Here is a 15,204-nt window from a genome sequence, read left to right as displayed (position 1 = left end):
GGCGGCGCCGGGGGGTCCAGCCGCAGGGTGTCGGGACGGTATGGCGGCAACGCAGATCGACAAAGTGGCCGTCGTGATCCCGGCGCACAACGAGGAACAGGCCCTAGAGCGGGCGCTCACTTCAGCCGGAACCGCCGCGGACCGGCTGGCCGTGGACAGTCCCGGAACTGAGGCGGAGGTTGTTATTGTCCTCGACGCCTGCACGGACCGGTCGCTGGAGGTAGCCGCCGGCTTCGCAGCCCGTGACCTCCGCTTCCGCGTCCTGCCCGTCGGTTTCCACAGTGTGGGAAAGAGCCGCCGGGCAGGTTGCGGGGTGGTGCTGGAAAGCCTGGGCGGGTCCGGCGCGGCGGGTATTCCGGCACGTCGCCTGTGGTTGGCCAACACCGACGCCGATTCACAGGTACCGGAAGACTGGCTGCTCCGGCAGCTGGAACTGGCAGCAGCCGGAGCCGACCTTGTCCTTGGCTCCGTGGAGCCCGATGCCCATGGGACACACCACGAGCTGCTGGCCCGCTGGCACTCCCGGCATGCCTTGGCCGAGGACCACCCACACGTCCATGGGGCCAACCTGGGTGTCCGCGCTTCGGCCTATCTCGCGGCCGGGGGCTTCCCTGGGATTGACCGCGACGAAGACAGGATCCTGGTGGAGCGGATTCGCGCGGGCGGGGCAGCAATCGTTTCCACTGACACCACGCGCGTCCTTACCTCGGGGCGGACCAGCGGCCGCGCGCCCGGCGGGTTCGCCGCTTACCTCCTGGCGCTGGCGCAACCCTGACGGCGCGTGCGTCCGGCGGTCACACGAGGTCCGGAGCGCTCGCCACGATGTAGTCCGCCGCCGCCGGTCCGGTCATGGAAAGGTTGTTGCTGTCGGGATCGATGCCTGCCTGCTGCAACGCCTCCCACAGGGAGGACGGGGTGTGGGGCTCGGCCTTATTCAGGAGGCACCAGCTGGTGTAAAGGCCATAGAGCTCGTCCCGTCCAAGGCCCAGTCCGGGCTCCCTGTCCGGGACAACTGCCTCGGCTAGGAACTGGTCAAAATGTGTAGCAGTCATGTTCGCTCATTTGGTTGGAGCTTGTATCCGCCGTCTGCTTCAGCGGCCACGCCGGTTCCCAAAAGGCCCCGGCAAGGTATTCACGAAACTATTGCAGGAGGCGCGGCTTGTCCAGTCACGCCGAAAGAGGGCAGGCCCCTGGGGGGCCGACGGCGACTGGGGGGACTGGCCTCGGTCTCAGAAGAGGCCATCTCACCGCCGGCCCCGCTTCACCCCGGACCTCAACAGCCCGGGAAACTTCGACAGGACCTTCACCATGAATTTTCCTCTTTCTCGAAGGTCCTGCCTAGTCCCTTCCTCCCTGGCCGGCCCGGACCGTTACATGTTGCTGCCCGGCCGGCCCCCGCCGTCGGACTCTCCCTCTTCGTCGCGGGCCCGGACCTTCTCGCGAACCTTGTCCCGGTGCCTTTCGCCCTGGTTCTGGAAGCCGTTGCCCTCCTGGCCGTGCTTCTCCCGGAGTTCCCTGCCGTGCTTGACGTCTTCCTCGATCTGCTGCTGAAGTTTCTCGCTCTTTTTGGTGTCCCGGGGCGGTAACTGAATGGTTTCCTCCGCCTTGATGCCGGCTTGAAGTTCGCGGCCGCGCTCCACTTCGGCGTCGAACTCTGCGCCGAACAACAGGGACATGTTCAGGATCCACAGCCAGAGCAGCGCGACGATGACACCGCCAATGGCGCCGTAGGTCTTGTTGTAGCTGTTGGAGTACGCCACGTAGAAGCCGAAGGCCAGCGAAGCCAGCAGGAACACCACCAAGGCGATGGCCGAACCCATGCTCATCCACCGGAATTTCGGCTGTTTCACGTTTGGTGTGGCGTAGTAGAGGATGGCGATCGCCACGGTGATCAGCACCAGCATGACTGGCCACTTGGCGATGTTCCACACCGTCAGGAAGGCTCCTCCAAGCCCGATCAGGTTCCCGACGGATTCTGCCACGGGGCCGCTCAGCACGAGCATCGCCGCGATGACGACGACGATCAGCAGGTTCACGACGGTGACGCCGAGCATGGTGCCCCGCAGCTTCACGAAGGCACGGCCTTCATCGACTTCGTAGACACGGTTCATGGCCCTGCCGAAGGCCCCGACGTAGCCGGACGCGGACCAGAGTGCCGTGAGGAGGCCCAGGACAAGGGTGAAGCCGGCGGCCGAGGAACTCGCGATGTCCTGGACCACCGGCCGGATCGTCTCCACGGTCTGCCCGGGGGCGAAACCTTGGACGATGTCCAGCAGGGCGGAGGTGGTCTTCTGCGGGTCGCCGAAGATTCCCAGGAGGGATACCAGCGCCAGCAGCGCCGGAAAGATCGAAAGTACGGAGTAGTAGGTCAGGGCCGCTGCCAGGTCCGGGCACTGGTCTTTGCTGAATTCCCGCAGCGTCTTCCTGGCGATGTACTTCCAGGAGGGCTTCTCCAGGTCCCGGGGGCTCCCGGGTTTTCGCGAATCGTTCGGATCGGGGGCCTGGCCCGCCTTCGCGGTACTGGTCTCGGACGTGTTGTGAGTGGCCAATGGGGGAGTCCTCTCGATCTCGGGGCCAAGAGGACAGGCCGACCCCGCGGGTGGCGGTGCCGGCCTGTCGTCTTAGGTGTTGCCTTTAGGGAGCCGCGGTAAGCGGAGCGTCAGCTGCTTTGGACGGTGTCCTTCGCGTCTGCGGCACGGTCTTTGACGTCGTCGGCTGCGTGCTGGCCCTCAGCTTTGACGTTCTGGGCGGCGTCGGTTGCCGTGGCCTTGACGTTTTCCATGGCTTCCTGTGCCGGCTCCTTGAGGTCCTGGGCCATGTTTTTAGCGGCGTCAGTAAGTTCGGCGGCCAGTGGCTGGGCTGCCGTCTTGAGCTGATCGGCCGCTTCCCGCTCTTTCTGGCTTGGCGGGATCAGCGACGAGACCAGGAGTCCGGCCCCGAACGCGATGAGGCCTGCAGCCAGCGGGTTGCCAGCGGTCTTTGACTTCACCTGGCCCGGGGTTTGGGAGACGGCGTGGCCGGCATCGGAAAGCTTTGCCGAGACGGCGTCGCCAGCCTGGTGCAGGCTGTCCGCCGCTGAGTGCGCACCTGCGCCCGTGGTGTTGTGGACGTTGGTGGTGGCGGTGTCTGCTGCACCCATGATTTTCTCCTTCATCCCGGTGGCCGCATCCTTGAGCTTGTCGGTCTGCCGGTGGACGATGTTGGACGGCGTGACTTTGTCGGCCACGGCGTCCACGTTTGTTCCCAGGCGTGCCCGGGTGGCTTCGATGTCTGCGCGGATGACGTCAGGGTTTTCGCTCATCGGTTTACCTCACCTGGTTTAAGGGTTGGGGGTATCTCAGAAAGGGTTTCGCCGGTCTGGGGCATGCCCTTGATTTGCTTCAGTTCCTTGCGGCCCATGGAGGCCAGGACAGCTGCAATGATGGCCCAGACCACGGCAGTGATCAGGGCGGACCAGCCCAGCGGCATGACGGCGCCGAGGGCGAACATCAGGGCCAAGGACAGGAACAGCAGGACGAAGTGTCCGCCAACCCCGGCGCCGGCCAGCATGCCGGATCCTTTGCCTGCGCGGGTGGCGGTCTGCTTCAGTTCAGCCTTGGCCAGATCGACTTCCTGGCGCATGAGGGTGGACAAGTCCCGCGTTACGTCGCCGAGCAACTCCCCTAGGGAGGCGTTGTCCGCTTTCACATGCGCCGCGCTTGGCGGCGGCTCAGGCATGTGGCTGCTCATCAGAGTCCGCCAGTCTGGCCGCCCCTGGCGCGGTCCCGGGTGAAGGGGTCAGCCGCCATCGGGTCATCGGCCAGTTCGCGGTCGCGCAGGGGGTCGTCGGAAACCTGGTTTCCGGACCACGGTTCCTCCACCAATTGCGGGCTGTCGAGGCCGCTGGCAGTCGACGTGGACTCGGGGTAGCTGCTGCCCGGCGCGCCGCCGTCGTATCCGGCCGTGGTGGTGGCCGGACCGGGCAGCTGGACGGGCGGCGGAGGCACTACACCACCGGCGGCCGGCGGCTGGCCGTATTGGTCCGGGTATGTCGTGCCTGCGTGCTGGCCGGAAAGGCCTGCGGCAGCTGATGCGGTTGAGCCGGTAGACTCCGGGGCGCCTGCCGTAAGGCCACGGGTCAAGCGTCCGGCGAGGACACCGGCTCCGGCAGCGAGGAGCAGGAACGTTCCGGGCCGGTTGCGGGCAAACCGCTGGACCTCGTTCAGGAGGTCTCCGGGTTCCCGGTTCTCCAACCAGGTGGCGATCGATGATGTCCGCTCGGCCGCCTGCCGGACCAGGTCGCTGGCCATGCCGTGCTGGTCCGGGGCGCTGGCCATGCTGTGCAGCTGGCCGGAAATGTTGCGGATGCCTTCTGCAGCCTTCTGCTGCTGCGTTGCGGCCTCGCTCGTGAGGCCTGACTTGGCCTGGTGCAGCAGGTCCTGCGCGTTGGACTTTGCCTCCGAGGCTACGTTGGCTGCCTCTTCTTTGGCCGTCTGTGCCACGTTCTGTGCGGAACCCGCTGCTGTCCTGGCTACGCCTGCTGCCTCGTCCTTGGCAGCTTCGGTGCGTGAGGACGCAGAACCGGTGCCGGCACCCTCCGGCATGGTCTGGGTTTGTTCGTAATCGGCGGGTGCGTACCCGTTTCCGCTCTCAGCGCCATAGCTGGCTGCCGGAGACGGAAAGTTTGCGGGCCGGCGCTCGCCGGGGATTCTTGTATGTGCCTGAGGGGCCGTGTTTGCGGTGTCCTCGGGCCATTGGTTCTCTGTCATCTTCGCTCTTCCTTTCAGAAAGAAGGCTGGTTGCTGATCAAGAACCAGCGGTACTGGCCGTAAAATAGTAAGCATGTTTACTAATGAAAGGTAAGTACCCTTGCTAATTGGGTTCTAACCGTTCGAGTAAAAATGTCAGCCGGAATGGCTCTGGCCTGCCCGGTCACAACGAAGTGGGAAGTGGTGGGAAACATGGATACAGCTCCATGGGTATGGGTAGTGGTTGCGGTTGTCGTCGTGGCACTGATTGTTGTGCTGCTCCTCTCCGGCGGACGGCGCCGCAAGGCGATGCAGGAGAAGAGGGACCAGGAGAATCGGGAAAAAGCGGCCGAGATCCGCCGCAAGGCTGAAAACATGGAACTCGACGCCCGCGAACGGGAAGCCAAGGCCATCCGTGCACGCGCCGACGCCGAGCAGGCCCAAGTGGACGCGGCCCGGCTGCGGCAGGAAGCCGAGGAACGCAGCCGGGAAGCGCAGTCCCTCCGCAGCGACGTTGCCGGCCATGCCCGCGAGGCGGACGAGTTGGATCCCGACGTCGGTCGTGACGGCACGGGCCGCGACGTACACGGGGCGGCCCGGGACGGGCAGTCGCAGGCCGAGGCTTCCAATCATGGCGGCAATGCGGCCGACGTCGGGCACGACCCGGCTGTGCATCACCCGGCTGTGCAACGCGAAACCGGGCGCCATGGCATCGCGGGCAACGATCTGCCGCAGGCTGAGGCTGGGCACCGTGACGCTGTGGGCACCGACCTGCCGCACTCTGATACTCGGCACCATGACTCTGTGGGCAGCGACGCTGCGGGCGGTGACGCGGAGTCCAGTGATGCGCGGCCCATCGACGCAGAGCGCCCTGATTCTCCGGCTGCGGATCCGCGGACTGAGGCCGGACGGCGGATCAATAACAGCGACGCGGAGAGCGATGTGCGCGACGTGAAGAACCCGCACGCGGACCTCTAGGCTGGATTGCTCCGGGTGGGGGCGGAAGGCGGTTCCTTCTTCCGTTCCCACGCCCGCGCGGGCGGACAAGGATTGTTTTATAAGCAGCCTTATGATTTCCTGCTTCTAAGTCTTGCCGCAGGCTTTCGGAACCAGACCGAGGGAAAACAGCACCCATGCCCGAATCCTTTGCCGCCTTGGCCGCTAACACCGTCCCGGTCCATCAACAGGCCGAAACATCTGATCCGCCATCTCCGCGGGCCGCCTCGGAGCGTTCGCAGGGGGCATCCGAAAATGACATGGTTTTGAGGTACCTGGATCTTGCCGAGGCCTTGGCCGCACGGTTTGAAGCACGCGGCAGGGAACGGGCGGACCTGAACCAGGTCGCCTACCTGGGACTGGTGAAAGCCGCCCGTGGATTCAACGAGGCCAAGGGTGACAGTTTCCCGGCCTATGCCGCGCCTACCATCACCGGTGAGCTCAAGAGGTATCTCCGCGACCGGACATGGGTGGTCCGCCCGCCACGCCAGGTCCAGGACTTGAGGACCCGCCTGTTCAGGGCGGAACCGGAACTCACCCAGTCCCTGGGCCGGATCCCCAGTGTGGCCGAATTGGCCGGAGAGCTGGGTGCGGATCCCGTGGACGTGTTGGAAGCCATGTCGGCCTCCAGCAGCATGCACCCCGATTCCCTCGACGCGGTGAGTCCGCACTCGGATGCCCCGTCCATTGGTGAGATGCTGGCCAGTCCTGAAACGCCGCTGGAGAGGCTTGAGGAGCTCGCCGGCCTGCGCGCCGCCATGAAGGACCTGGCTGACGTGGATCGGGAACTGCTGTACCGCCGCTATTTCTGCGAGGAAACGCAGGTGCAGTTGGGCAAGCGGCTCGGTATGTCCCAAATGCAGGTTTCCCGACGCCTGGCGAAGGTGCTGACGGAATTGCAGCGCCGGCTGGAAGAAGGCGCCGGCGTGGACGGTCCGGTCGGGGACCGCAAGGCGAGGACGGAACGGGAAGCGCGGACGGCCCAGCCGGCCAACCAGGTGGTGCCGTTCCGGCGGCCCAGGAAGACCGGCCGTCCAGGCGTCGCGGGCAGGGGCCGCCTCGACTGCACAGGCACCAGTTGAACGGATCCGGCGTGGCCACGGGACAGCGTTCACGCCATGAGGCCCGCTGACCGGGGGGTTCGATGGCTTCAACTAGGGTTGAACCATGAGTGAAGGCGGGCCCCAATAATGGCCAAACGCGGAAAGTCGGGAGGCCGGGGCCGGTCCGCAGGCGTGGTGGAGGTGCCCAAGGGCACGGCGCCGGACGGTCCGGTGGAGGGTGTCTACTACATTGACACCGGCGACTGCGAGCTGGTGGCGGACCAGGACAACTCCACGGGCTGGCTCCTGAAGATCAACGGCGTCATGAGCTCGCATATCGACCTCGCCGACCCCTTGTTCCTGGACTTTGAGTACATGCGGTGGATGGCGGCGCTCATTGAGTCCCGCTGGCCGCCGTCGGACGCATCGTCGGCTAAGCTCCGCGGCCTGCACCTGGGCGGCGGTGCGTGCTCCATGGCACGCTACTTCGCCGCCGCCTACCCCGATGCCCGGCAAGTGGTGGTGGAACTGGACGGCAAGCTTGCTGAATACGTGCGCGGCTGGTTCGACCTCCCGAAGGCGCCGCTGCTCCGCATCCGCGTGGGGGAGGCCCGGGCGGTGACCGAAACCCTCACGGAGCACACCAGGGACTTCATTATCCGCGATGTCTTTGCCGGGGCCTTCACCCCGCGGCCTCTTACCACCGCCGAATTCACCACCCACGCCAAGCGGGTCCTGGCGCCGGGCGGCTTGTTCGTGGCCAACTCGGGGGACGCCCCGGACCTCAAGAACGCGCGTGAGGACGCCGCCACCATCGCCGCTGCCTTCAAGCACACGGTGATCATCGCCGACCCCGCCATGCTGAAGGGCAGGCGCTACGGCAACATGGTGATGGCCGGGAGCGATGTGCCGTTCGGCGACGATCCCCAACTGCGGCGCCGGCTCCTTGGCGGCGCCGTCCCCGCCCATCTTTGGGACGATGCCCAGGTCCGGGCCTTCGCGGCCGGTGCGCTGGTCCGGCATGACGAGCCGGTTGAGCCAATCATCCGGTAATTTACCCCCGGCCCAGGAGCGCGCCGCGGTGCTCGGCCATCCGTTCCCGCAGGGCCTGCACGACGGCGGCCACCGCGGGGCGGCGGAGCGAGTCCGGGCGCAGCACCATCCAGTAGGGGAGCAGCTCACCGATTTCGCCGGGCAGCAACCGGACCAGGTCGTCATGGAGATCGCCCATGAAGCACGGCAGGAAGCCGACCCCGGCACCTGCCCGGGTGGCCTCCACATGGACGAACACGTTGGTTGACGTCAGGCCCTCGCGCATGGCCGGCACCAGCCGCCGCGGCGCATCGAGATCGTCCACCTGGAGCATCGAATCCACGAAGTAGACCAAGGGATGCTCATTGAGTTCGGCCACGGTGGCCGGAGTTCCGTGCTCGGCGAGGTAGGTGCGGGAGGCGTACATTCCCAGCCGGTATTCGCCCAGCCGGATGGCCTCCGCACGGTGCACCTGCGGCTCGCCCACCACCACCTCGATGTCCAGCCCGGAGCGCTGCTGCAGTGCCCGCCGGGTCATGGTCACCACCTCAACACTCAGGCCGGGATGGTGCCGGCGCAGCCGCGCCACGGCGGGGGCTGCGATGTAGGCGCTGAAGCCGTCGGTCGCCGTCATGCGTACGACGCCGGTAATCGGGTCGGGTGCCTGGCCGGCCGGTCCCAGCGTGCCCAGCACCGCTTCGACCTGTTCGGCCACCTGCACGGCACGCTCGCCCAGCTCCGTGAGTTCCCAGCCGCCGGCGGCCCGGGACAGTACCCGGCCACCAAGCGCCTTCTCGAGCGCGGCGATCCTGCGCGAGACGGTGGTGTGGTTCAAGCCCAGGGCTTGGGCCGCCGTCGTGAATTTTGCCGAGCGGGACACCGCCAGGAGGACCAGCAGGTCGTCAGGATTGGCGTTCATATCTGCAATTGTGCACATGCCAGGTGCCTCTTTGGGCATTGAGCTGCAAAGTTTGTGCAGCAATACTCATCTGAGTCACTTGTGCTGGAGATCACAGCACGTGTCAATGTGGACACTGAGGAGAACCATGAGCGTTGAGCACAGCCAGGCAAACGAAGCCAGGTATGCACCCAAAGGAACCGGACTGAAGAAGATCGTTGCCGCCTCCATGGTGGGCACGGTGGTGGAATGGTACGAGTTCTTCTTGTACGCCACCGCCGCCACCCTGGTCTTTGGCAAGTACTTCTTTCCGTCCACCGGCAATGACCTGGACGGAATCATCCAAGCCTTCCTGACCTACGCGGTGGGCTTCATTGCCCGGCCGCTGGGTGGCATCGTCTTCGGCCAGATCGGCGACAAGCTCGGCCGCAAGCCCACGCTGCAGTTGACCATCGTCATCATCGGCGTGTCCACCTTCCTGATGGGCTGCCTCCCCGGCTTCGCCGACATCGGATATTTGGCTCCAGCCCTGCTGGTGGCGCTGCGGTTCATCCAGGGCTTCGCGCTCGGCGGTGAATGGGGCGGTGCCGTCCTGCTGGTGGCTGAACACAGCCCGAACAAGACCCGCGCCTTCTGGTCCAGCTGGCCCCAGGCGGCCGTCCCCGTGGGCAACCTGCTGGCCACCCTGGTCCTCTACATCATGTCCACCACCCTCAGCAGCGAGGCATTCCTCGGCTGGGGCTGGCGCGTGGCCTTCTGGCTCTCCGCGGTGATCGTGTTCGTGGGCTACTACATCCGCACCAACGTCAGCGAATCACCCATCTTCCTCGAAGCCAAGGAACTGGTGGAGAAGGAACAGGCCGTCAGCTACGGCGTGTTCGAGGTTGTCCGCAAGTACCCCAAGGGCATCTTCCAGGCCATGGGCCTGCGGTTCGCCGAAAACATCATGTACTACCTGGTGGTCAGCTTCGCGATCGTCTACCTCAAGAGCGTGCACAAGTACGACACCTCTTCGCTGCTGCTGGCACTGCTGATCGCACACGTCATCCACTTCGCGATCATCCCGCAGTACGGCCGCCTGGCGGACCGGATCGGACGCAAACCCGTGTACCTGGCCGGCGCCATCCTCGGTGCCACTTGGCCGTTCTTCGCTTTCCCCATGTTCGATACCCGCAACGCCGTGGTCATCGTCCTCGCCGTCACCATCGGCCTGTGCCTGCACGGCCTGATGTACGCCGGACAGCCTGCCATTATGGCCGAAATGTTCCCCACCCGCATGCGGTACTCCGGTGCATCCCTCGGCTCGCAGGTAACGTCGATCTTCGCCGGCTCGCTGGCGCCGCTCCTGGCCACCCAGTGGCTGAAGGACACCGGCTCGTGGGTGCCGACGGCCATCTACCTGCTCGTCGCCTGTGCCATTACCGCGGTGGCCGTGCTGAGCCTGAAGGAAACCAAGGGCATCGCCCTGGAGGACGTGGACAAGGAAGACGCCACCCGCGAAGGACTGCTCCCAGCCGGCCAACGCTAGGCTGCCGGAGCCGTTGGACCGTTTGGGCGCATGAAGGAGAACTGCAATGGATAACACGTTGAATGGACGCAAGGCACTGGTCACCGGCGGTGCCAGCGGAATCGGTGCCGCCTGCGTGCGCGCACTCGCGGCCCAGGGCGCGAAAGTGGTGGTGGCCGACGTCGACTCCGCCGCAGCTGCCAGGCTCGCCGACGAGGTGGGCGGCACCGCCTGGGCCGTGGACCTCCTGGACGTGGACGCCCTGGCCACCCTCAGCCTGGATGTGGACATCCTGGTGAACAACGCGGGAATCCAGCGCATCAGCCCCATTGAGGACTTTGATCCGGCGGACTTCCGCAGGATCATCAGCCTGATGCTGGAGGCGCCGTTCCTGCTGGTCCGGGCCGCCCTGCCGCACATGTACGCCAACCAGTTTGGCCGCATCATCAACGTGTCGTCGGTGCACGGTATCCGTGCTTCCCCGTTCAAGAGCGCGTACGTATCCGCCAAGCACGGCCTTGAGGGTTTGAGCAAGGTGACGGCGCTGGAGGGCGGGGAGCGCGGTGTTACCTCCAACTGCGTGAACCCGGGCTACGTCCGCACGCCCCTGGTGGAGAAGCAGATCGCGGACCAGGCCCAGGTGCACGGGATCGACGAGTCTGAGGTCCTGGCCAGGGTGATGCTCACCGAATCGGCCATCAAACGCTTGGTGGAACCGGAGGAAGTGGCGTCCCTGGTTGCGTGGCTGGCCTCCGACAGTGCCGCTATGGTCACGGGGGCCAGCTACACCATGGACGGCGGCTGGTCTGCCCGGTAGGTTACCCCGCTAGTCCATCGGTTTGACCACGCGGTGATCGTAGAAGAAGACGCCGTGGGTGGTCTTCAGCCCCACTGACCGGCGATCATGCCATACGACAACCCCTTCGCGCCTGCCGCTGAAGGGGTCGTCGCCAATCACGGTGTCGCCCACCCGGTAGGGGCATCGTGGGCTGACGGCCCCCTTGGCCCGGCGCCATACTGTCACCAAGGCATCGCGCAGGCTGACGGGCCGGCCCATGCCGGAAAGGTCCTGTGCGTAGCCCTTGGCCATGTGAGCCTCCCCTTCAGGCGGCAGCCGGCCGCCTGCTAACGGTGTTGGTCGGCGGAACGCTCCCAGCGGAGGATGGTCCTCCCATTCCGGCCGGCACCGTACGCCTACGCTATGCGCTATTCACATCAGCAACACCAGTAACAAGTACTTGTTTTGTCCAGTGGAACTACTTGCCTGTTGGGCGCGGTACATCCCCCAGCGGTCCGGCGGAGCATCAGCGGCTGCTGTTAATGATGTCCTCCGCGTTCTCGAAGGCCCACGCCACCAGGGGCACCAGCAGCCCGCTCAGCTCGTAGCCACGCTCGGTGAGGCTGTAGTCCACCCGGGGTGGAATGACCGGTTGGGCATTCCTGCTGACAAGGCCGTCCCGCTCGAGGGTCTTCAGGGTCTGGGCCAGCATCTTCTCGCTGATGCCCTCGGCCCGGCGCCGCAAATCACTCCATCGCTGCTCGCCTTCGGACAGGGCGATCAGGATCAGCACTCCCCACTTGCTGGTGATGTGGTCCAGCAGGGTCCTGCTGGGGCATCCGGCGGGGAACACGCCGTCGGCGAAGGCGAGGGGCAGCGGTGCGGCCTGCGGAACAGCTTCCATGTCACTAGCTTACCTAAAGGTCAGTACCTTACTTCAAAGTGCGTACTCTCTTTGAGGAAGTATTCTCCATGGCTCGCGGTTGTGCCCTTCGACAGATCAAATTCCTCGAAAGGATCCATCGTGAGCATTGTTGTTACAGGCGCCACCGGACAGCTGGGCCAGCATGTCATCGAAGCCCTTCTTGAACGTGGGGTGCCCGCAGCCGGAATTGTGGCCGCCGGACGTTCCGTGGAAAAGCTGGCCGGCTTCGCCGCGCGCGGAGTCAACGTCAAGGCCATGGACTACGCCGACGCAGGCTCAGTTGCCGCCGCGCTCAAGGGGGCAACCCGGGTGCTGCTCATCTCCGGCAGCGAAGTGGGCCGTCGCGTCGAACAGCACCGCACCGTCATCGAAGCAGCCCGGGCCGAAGGCGTGGAACTGCTGGCCTACACCAGCATCGCCAACGCGGACACCACCGGCATGCTGCTGGCCGGGGAGCACAAGGCCACGGAGGCCCTGCTGCGGGAGTCAGGTGTTCCCTTCGCCTTGCTCCGCAATGGCTGGTACCTGGAAAACTACACGGAGCAGTTGCCCGGTACCCTCGCCCAGGGTGCGGTCGCAGGCAGCGCCGGGGACGGCAAAGTCAGTGGCGCTGCACGGGTGGACTACGCCCACGCCGCCGCCGCGGTCCTGGTGGCCGAGGACCAGGCCGGCAAGGTGTACGAGCTGGGCGGAGATGAAGCCTTCAGCATGGCGGACCTCGCTGCTGAGATCAGCGCCGCCACTGGCAAGGCCATCACCTACAACGACCTCCCCGCCAAGGACTACTCCGGCCTGCTCACCTCCGTGGGGGTGCCGGAGGCATTCGCCGAGGTCCTGGCGGACTCGGATCTCGGCATCGCCCGCGGTGACCTCCTGGTCAGCACCGGAGACCTCCGGCGCCTCATTGGACGCCCGACGACGTCCCTCGCCCAGGCCGTCCGGTCCGCCGCGGCTGCGGCGTAAGGCAGCGGAAGACAGTACGTCACCGGACGACGAAAGGTGCCCGGCCCCGGCGGGGCCGGCACCTTTCGCCGATGACGTGCCTACCCGCTGTTGCGGGCGGTCCCGACCACGGGCAGCGGCGAGGTTTCGTCCTCAAGGTGGGCTCGGCGTCGTCCGTCACCTCTCACCCACAGCCGGTATGCCAGGACCAGCAGGCCCAGCCAGGCGGCGCCCACGTAGAGGGCCACCCGGGTGTCCTCGAAAGCGCCCAGGATGGCGATCACCAGCGCCATGAAGGCAATGGTGAGGACTGACGCGGCCGGCCACCACGGTGAGGGGAATTCCGACGCCGGCAGGCCCTTCCGGACGATTTCCCGCTTCATTGCCACGTGGGAGGCCAGGATCATCACCCACACCCACACCGTGGCGAAGGTGGCGATCGAGGCGATGACCAGGAACACGTCCTCCGGGATGACCGCGTTGAGGACCACCCCCACCAGCAGGATCCCGGCCATCATGACCACCGTCATCCAAGGGACGCCGTGGCGGGAGACTTTGCCGAACGCCGCCGGTGCGTGGCCCTGGTTGGAGAGTCCGAAGAGGATGCGGCCGGCGCCAAAGATATCGCTGTTGATCGCGGAGAGCGCGGCGGTGATCACGACGGCGTTGAGGATGTGGGGCGCCGCGGGAATACCCAGGCCGCTGAAGATCTGGACGAAGGGGCTGCCGTCACTGCCCACCTGGTCCCACGGGAAAAGGCTCATCAGGACGCCCAGCGTCAGGACGTAGAAGAGCAGTACGCGGACCGGGACGGTGTTGACGGCCTTGGGGATGACCTTCTTGGGGTCGGCCGCTTCACCGGCGGTGATGCCAAGGGTCTCGATCCCGCCGAAGGCGAACATCACCACGGCAAAGGATGCCAGCAGGCCTTCGAAGCCGTTCGGGAACAGTCCGCCGTGGTCAACGAGGTTGCCAAGGCCCGGTGCCACGGTTGAACCGGCGGCCTGGAACCCGAACGTGATGATCGCGGCACCGCCTGCAATCATGGCGATGATGGCGGCGACCTTGATCAGCGAGAACCAGAATTCGAGTTCGCCGAAGACCTTGACGCTGAGCAGGTTCAACGCCGCCAGGAAGCAGATGACGGCAAGGACCCAGATCCAGCGGTCCACCTGCGGAAACCAGAACCCCATGTAGATACTGAAGGCAGTGACGTCGGCGATGGCCACGATGGCCATCTCGAACACGTACGTCCAGCCGGTCACGAAGCCGGCCAGTGGGCCAAGGTACCGTCCGGCGTACTGGCTGAAGGAACCGGACACAGGGTGCCTCACCGCCATCTCACCGAGGGCGCGCATCACCATGAACACCGCGGCGCCGCCGATGATGTAGGCGAGCAGGACGGCTGGTCCGGCTTTCTGGATGGCGGAAGCGGAGCCGTAGAAGAGGCCCGTGCCGATCGCCGATCCCAGGGCCATGAAGCGGATGTGCCGCACGTTCAAGCCGCGGTTGAGGACGTGTCCGACGACGGCAGCCGGCTTGTGCGTTTCCGCCGCGGTTTCGGTCCGGGTTGGGGTTGAAGCTGGTTGCATGCAAATACCTTCTCGTCATTGGGAGGGGAGCCGCTAACCAGCAGACCATTTTCGCAGGCATCGTGATGAGGCTCACGGCTGGTTGCTGTCTTCGGTTCCAGACTGTGATCAGCAGCCAGGTTGCTCAATACCTGCCGGGTGGCTGCGGACCCGCGTGGCCCCGGACCCGCGTGCTGGGTCAAAATGTCAGTGCCCCGTTGGATGATGTGTTTATGGGAATCGGTGCGGATCTGGCGGTGGTGATGGAGGGTGTTTCTGCCTCTGTTGCTGCGCTGGATGCACTGATTTTGAGGGATGTTTCCCTCGCTGCCGGTATCGGTGTTGGCGCTGATGTGGATGTGTTGCAGCGGCGGTATGAGTCATGTCTGGGGCGGCTGGAGGTGGTGGCCCGGTTGGATGCCCAGCTGGCGGCGGTGAAGGCGCGGGATGTGGCGGATGCCGTTGAGATCCAGCATGCTCTGCTTCCGCCGGACGCCCCGGTGGAGGAGCGCACGTTCGCGGAGATGTCCGTGGTGGAGGAGATCGCTGGGATCCTGACCATCAGTTCGGGGGCTTCCGGGGCGCTGGTGGAGCAATCCCGCCGGGTCTGCTCCCTGCCCCCTGTGGTCGAGGCCCTGTCCACGGGTGACATGTCGTGGCAGCACGCCCGGATCGTGGCCGACGAAACCGAAGGCCTCACCCCTGCAGGGGCGGCCGGGTTGGTGGCGCACTTCTTCGACCCTGACGCGCCCAACCCGGCCCGAGGCGCGGCCCCCGGTGACCTT

17 protein-coding genes are annotated in these 15,204 nt (G+C 65.7%); 8 read left to right on the top strand and 9 right to left on the bottom strand.

The window, feature by feature from the left end; translation table 11 throughout:
* Positions 1-40: 40 nt before the first annotated feature.
* Positions 41-775, top strand: coding sequence for a glycosyltransferase family 2 protein (locus DC347_RS13380; protein WP_165838040.1), 735 nt, complete (start codon positions 41-43; stop codon positions 773-775).
* Positions 776-794: 19 nt separating this feature from the next.
* On the opposite strand, the gene DC347_RS13375 is transcribed toward DC347_RS13380, so the two are convergent.
* The 5 genes from DC347_RS13375 to DC347_RS13355 form a co-directional block, all read right to left on the bottom strand.
* Positions 795-1,052, bottom strand: a complete 258-nt coding sequence (locus DC347_RS13375; protein WP_018763046.1) for a hypothetical protein — start codon at positions 1,050-1,052, stop codon at positions 795-797.
* A 318-nt stretch (positions 1,053-1,370) separates the two neighbouring features.
* Positions 1,371-2,549: a YihY/virulence factor BrkB family protein gene (locus DC347_RS13370; RefSeq protein ID WP_109045814.1), complete on the bottom strand. Its 1,179-nt coding sequence runs from the start codon at positions 2,547-2,549 to the stop codon at positions 1,371-1,373.
* Positions 2,550-2,659: 110 nt separating this feature from the next.
* Positions 2,660-3,301, bottom strand: coding sequence for a DUF3618 domain-containing protein (locus DC347_RS13365; protein ID WP_018763048.1), 642 nt, complete (start codon positions 3,299-3,301; stop codon positions 2,660-2,662).
* On the bottom strand, positions 3,298-3,729 hold the full coding sequence (locus DC347_RS13360) for a phage holin family protein (RefSeq protein ID WP_109045813.1): 432 nt from the start codon (positions 3,727-3,729) through the stop codon (positions 3,298-3,300). Before DC347_RS13360 ends, DC347_RS13365 begins: the two co-directional genes overlap by 4 nt.
* Positions 3,729-4,748, bottom strand: a complete 1,020-nt coding sequence (locus DC347_RS13355) for a hypothetical protein (RefSeq protein ID WP_109045812.1) — start codon at positions 4,746-4,748, stop codon at positions 3,729-3,731. Before DC347_RS13355 ends, DC347_RS13360 begins: the two co-directional genes overlap by 1 nt.
* Before the next feature lie 192 nt (positions 4,749-4,940).
* Here DC347_RS13355 and ccmD point away from each other — a divergent pair, with 192 nt between their 5' ends.
* The 3 genes from ccmD (at position 4,941) to DC347_RS13340 (ending at position 7,819) form a co-directional block, all read left to right on the top strand.
* A complete protein-coding gene (gene ccmD / locus DC347_RS13350; RefSeq protein ID WP_165838039.1) occupies positions 4,941-5,705 on the top strand; it encodes a heme exporter protein CcmD in 765 nt (254 codons plus the stop codon).
* A 155-nt stretch (positions 5,706-5,860) separates the two neighbouring features.
* Positions 5,861-6,805: a sigma-70 family RNA polymerase sigma factor gene (locus DC347_RS13345; RefSeq protein ID WP_109045810.1), complete on the top strand. Its 945-nt coding sequence runs from the start codon at positions 5,861-5,863 to the stop codon at positions 6,803-6,805.
* 108 nt (positions 6,806-6,913) lie between these two features.
* Entirely contained in the window at positions 6,914-7,819 is a 906-nt protein-coding gene (locus tag DC347_RS13340) for a spermidine synthase (RefSeq protein ID WP_018763053.1), read from the top strand.
* A gap of 1 nt (position 7,820) precedes the next feature.
* Here DC347_RS13340 and DC347_RS13335 read toward each other — a convergent pair whose 3' ends face one another.
* Positions 7,821-8,717, bottom strand: a complete 897-nt coding sequence (locus DC347_RS13335; RefSeq protein ID WP_109045809.1) for a LysR family transcriptional regulator — start codon at positions 8,715-8,717, stop codon at positions 7,821-7,823.
* Between the two features lie 127 nt (positions 8,718-8,844).
* Between DC347_RS13335 and DC347_RS13330 the strand changes: the two genes are divergently transcribed.
* Positions 8,845-10,224, top strand: a complete 1,380-nt coding sequence (locus tag DC347_RS13330; protein WP_109045808.1) for an MFS transporter — start codon at positions 8,845-8,847, stop codon at positions 10,222-10,224.
* A gap of 46 nt (positions 10,225-10,270) precedes the next feature.
* Positions 10,271-11,020: a 3-hydroxybutyrate dehydrogenase gene (locus DC347_RS13325; protein ID WP_109045807.1), complete on the top strand. Its 750-nt coding sequence runs from the start codon at positions 10,271-10,273 to the stop codon at positions 11,018-11,020.
* Between the two features lie 9 nt (positions 11,021-11,029).
* Here DC347_RS13325 and DC347_RS13320 read toward each other — a convergent pair whose 3' ends face one another.
* Together DC347_RS13320 and DC347_RS13315 are read right to left on the bottom strand one after the other, a co-directional pair.
* Positions 11,030-11,293 carry a hypothetical protein gene (locus tag DC347_RS13320; protein WP_018763057.1) on the bottom strand — a complete coding sequence of 88 codons (264 nt, stop codon included), beginning with the start codon at positions 11,291-11,293 and terminating at the stop codon, positions 11,030-11,032.
* Between the two features lie 214 nt (positions 11,294-11,507).
* Entirely contained in the window at positions 11,508-11,885 is a 378-nt protein-coding gene (locus tag DC347_RS13315; protein ID WP_109045806.1) for a helix-turn-helix domain-containing protein, read from the bottom strand.
* 120 nt (positions 11,886-12,005) lie between these two features.
* Between DC347_RS13315 and DC347_RS13310 the strand changes: the two genes are divergently transcribed.
* Entirely contained in the window at positions 12,006-12,869 is an 864-nt protein-coding gene (locus DC347_RS13310) for an SDR family oxidoreductase (protein ID WP_109045805.1), read from the top strand.
* Positions 12,870-12,949: 80 nt separating this feature from the next.
* Here the strand turns inward: DC347_RS13310 and DC347_RS13305 are convergent, their stop codons facing one another.
* A complete protein-coding gene (locus DC347_RS13305) occupies positions 12,950-14,440 on the bottom strand; it encodes an amino acid permease (RefSeq protein WP_109045804.1) in 1,491 nt (496 codons plus the stop codon).
* 212 nt (positions 14,441-14,652) lie between these two features.
* Here DC347_RS13305 and DC347_RS13300 point away from each other — a divergent pair.
* A partial coding sequence (locus tag DC347_RS13300; RefSeq protein ID WP_240617795.1) for a DUF222 domain-containing protein occupies positions 14,653-15,204 on the top strand: 552 nt, incomplete at its 3' end.

Origin of the sequence: Pseudarthrobacter sp. AG30, from assembly GCF_003116525.1 — a bacterium.
Classification (GTDB): Bacteria; Actinomycetota; Actinomycetes; order Actinomycetales; family Micrococcaceae; genus Arthrobacter.
This window is presented reverse-complemented; position numbering and strand designations above follow the sequence as displayed.

Coding starts and splice junctions, on each gene's coding strand:
- DC347_RS13380 (WP_165838040.1), top strand. CDS start 41: ATGGCGGCAACGCAGATCGACAAAGTGGCCGTCGTGATCCCGGCGCAC.
- DC347_RS13375 (WP_018763046.1), bottom strand. CDS start 1,052: ATGACTGCTACACATTTTGACCAGTTCCTAGCCGAGGCAGTTGTCCCG.
- DC347_RS13365 (WP_018763048.1), bottom strand. CDS start 3,301: ATGAGCGAAAACCCTGACGTCATCCGCGCAGACATCGAAGCCACCCGG.
- DC347_RS13360 (WP_109045813.1), bottom strand. CDS start 3,729: ATGAGCAGCCACATGCCTGAGCCGCCGCCAAGCGCGGCGCATGTGAAA.
- DC347_RS13355 (WP_109045812.1), bottom strand. CDS start 4,748: ATGACAGAGAACCAATGGCCCGAGGACACCGCAAACACGGCCCCTCAG.
- ccmD (WP_165838039.1), top strand. CDS start 4,941: ATGGATACAGCTCCATGGGTATGGGTAGTGGTTGCGGTTGTCGTCGTG.
- DC347_RS13345 (WP_109045810.1), top strand. CDS start 5,861: ATGCCCGAATCCTTTGCCGCCTTGGCCGCTAACACCGTCCCGGTCCAT.
- DC347_RS13340 (WP_018763053.1), top strand. CDS start 6,914: ATGGCCAAACGCGGAAAGTCGGGAGGCCGGGGCCGGTCCGCAGGCGTG.
- DC347_RS13335 (WP_109045809.1), bottom strand. CDS start 8,717: ATGAACGCCAATCCTGACGACCTGCTGGTCCTCCTGGCGGTGTCCCGC.
- DC347_RS13330 (WP_109045808.1), top strand. CDS start 8,845: ATGAGCGTTGAGCACAGCCAGGCAAACGAAGCCAGGTATGCACCCAAA.
- DC347_RS13325 (WP_109045807.1), top strand. CDS start 10,271: ATGGATAACACGTTGAATGGACGCAAGGCACTGGTCACCGGCGGTGCC.
- DC347_RS13320 (WP_018763057.1), bottom strand. CDS start 11,293: ATGGCCAAGGGCTACGCACAGGACCTTTCCGGCATGGGCCGGCCCGTC.
- DC347_RS13315 (WP_109045806.1), bottom strand. CDS start 11,885: ATGGAAGCTGTTCCGCAGGCCGCACCGCTGCCCCTCGCCTTCGCCGAC.
- DC347_RS13305 (WP_109045804.1), bottom strand. CDS start 14,440: ATGCAACCAGCTTCAACCCCAACCCGGACCGAAACCGCGGCGGAAACG.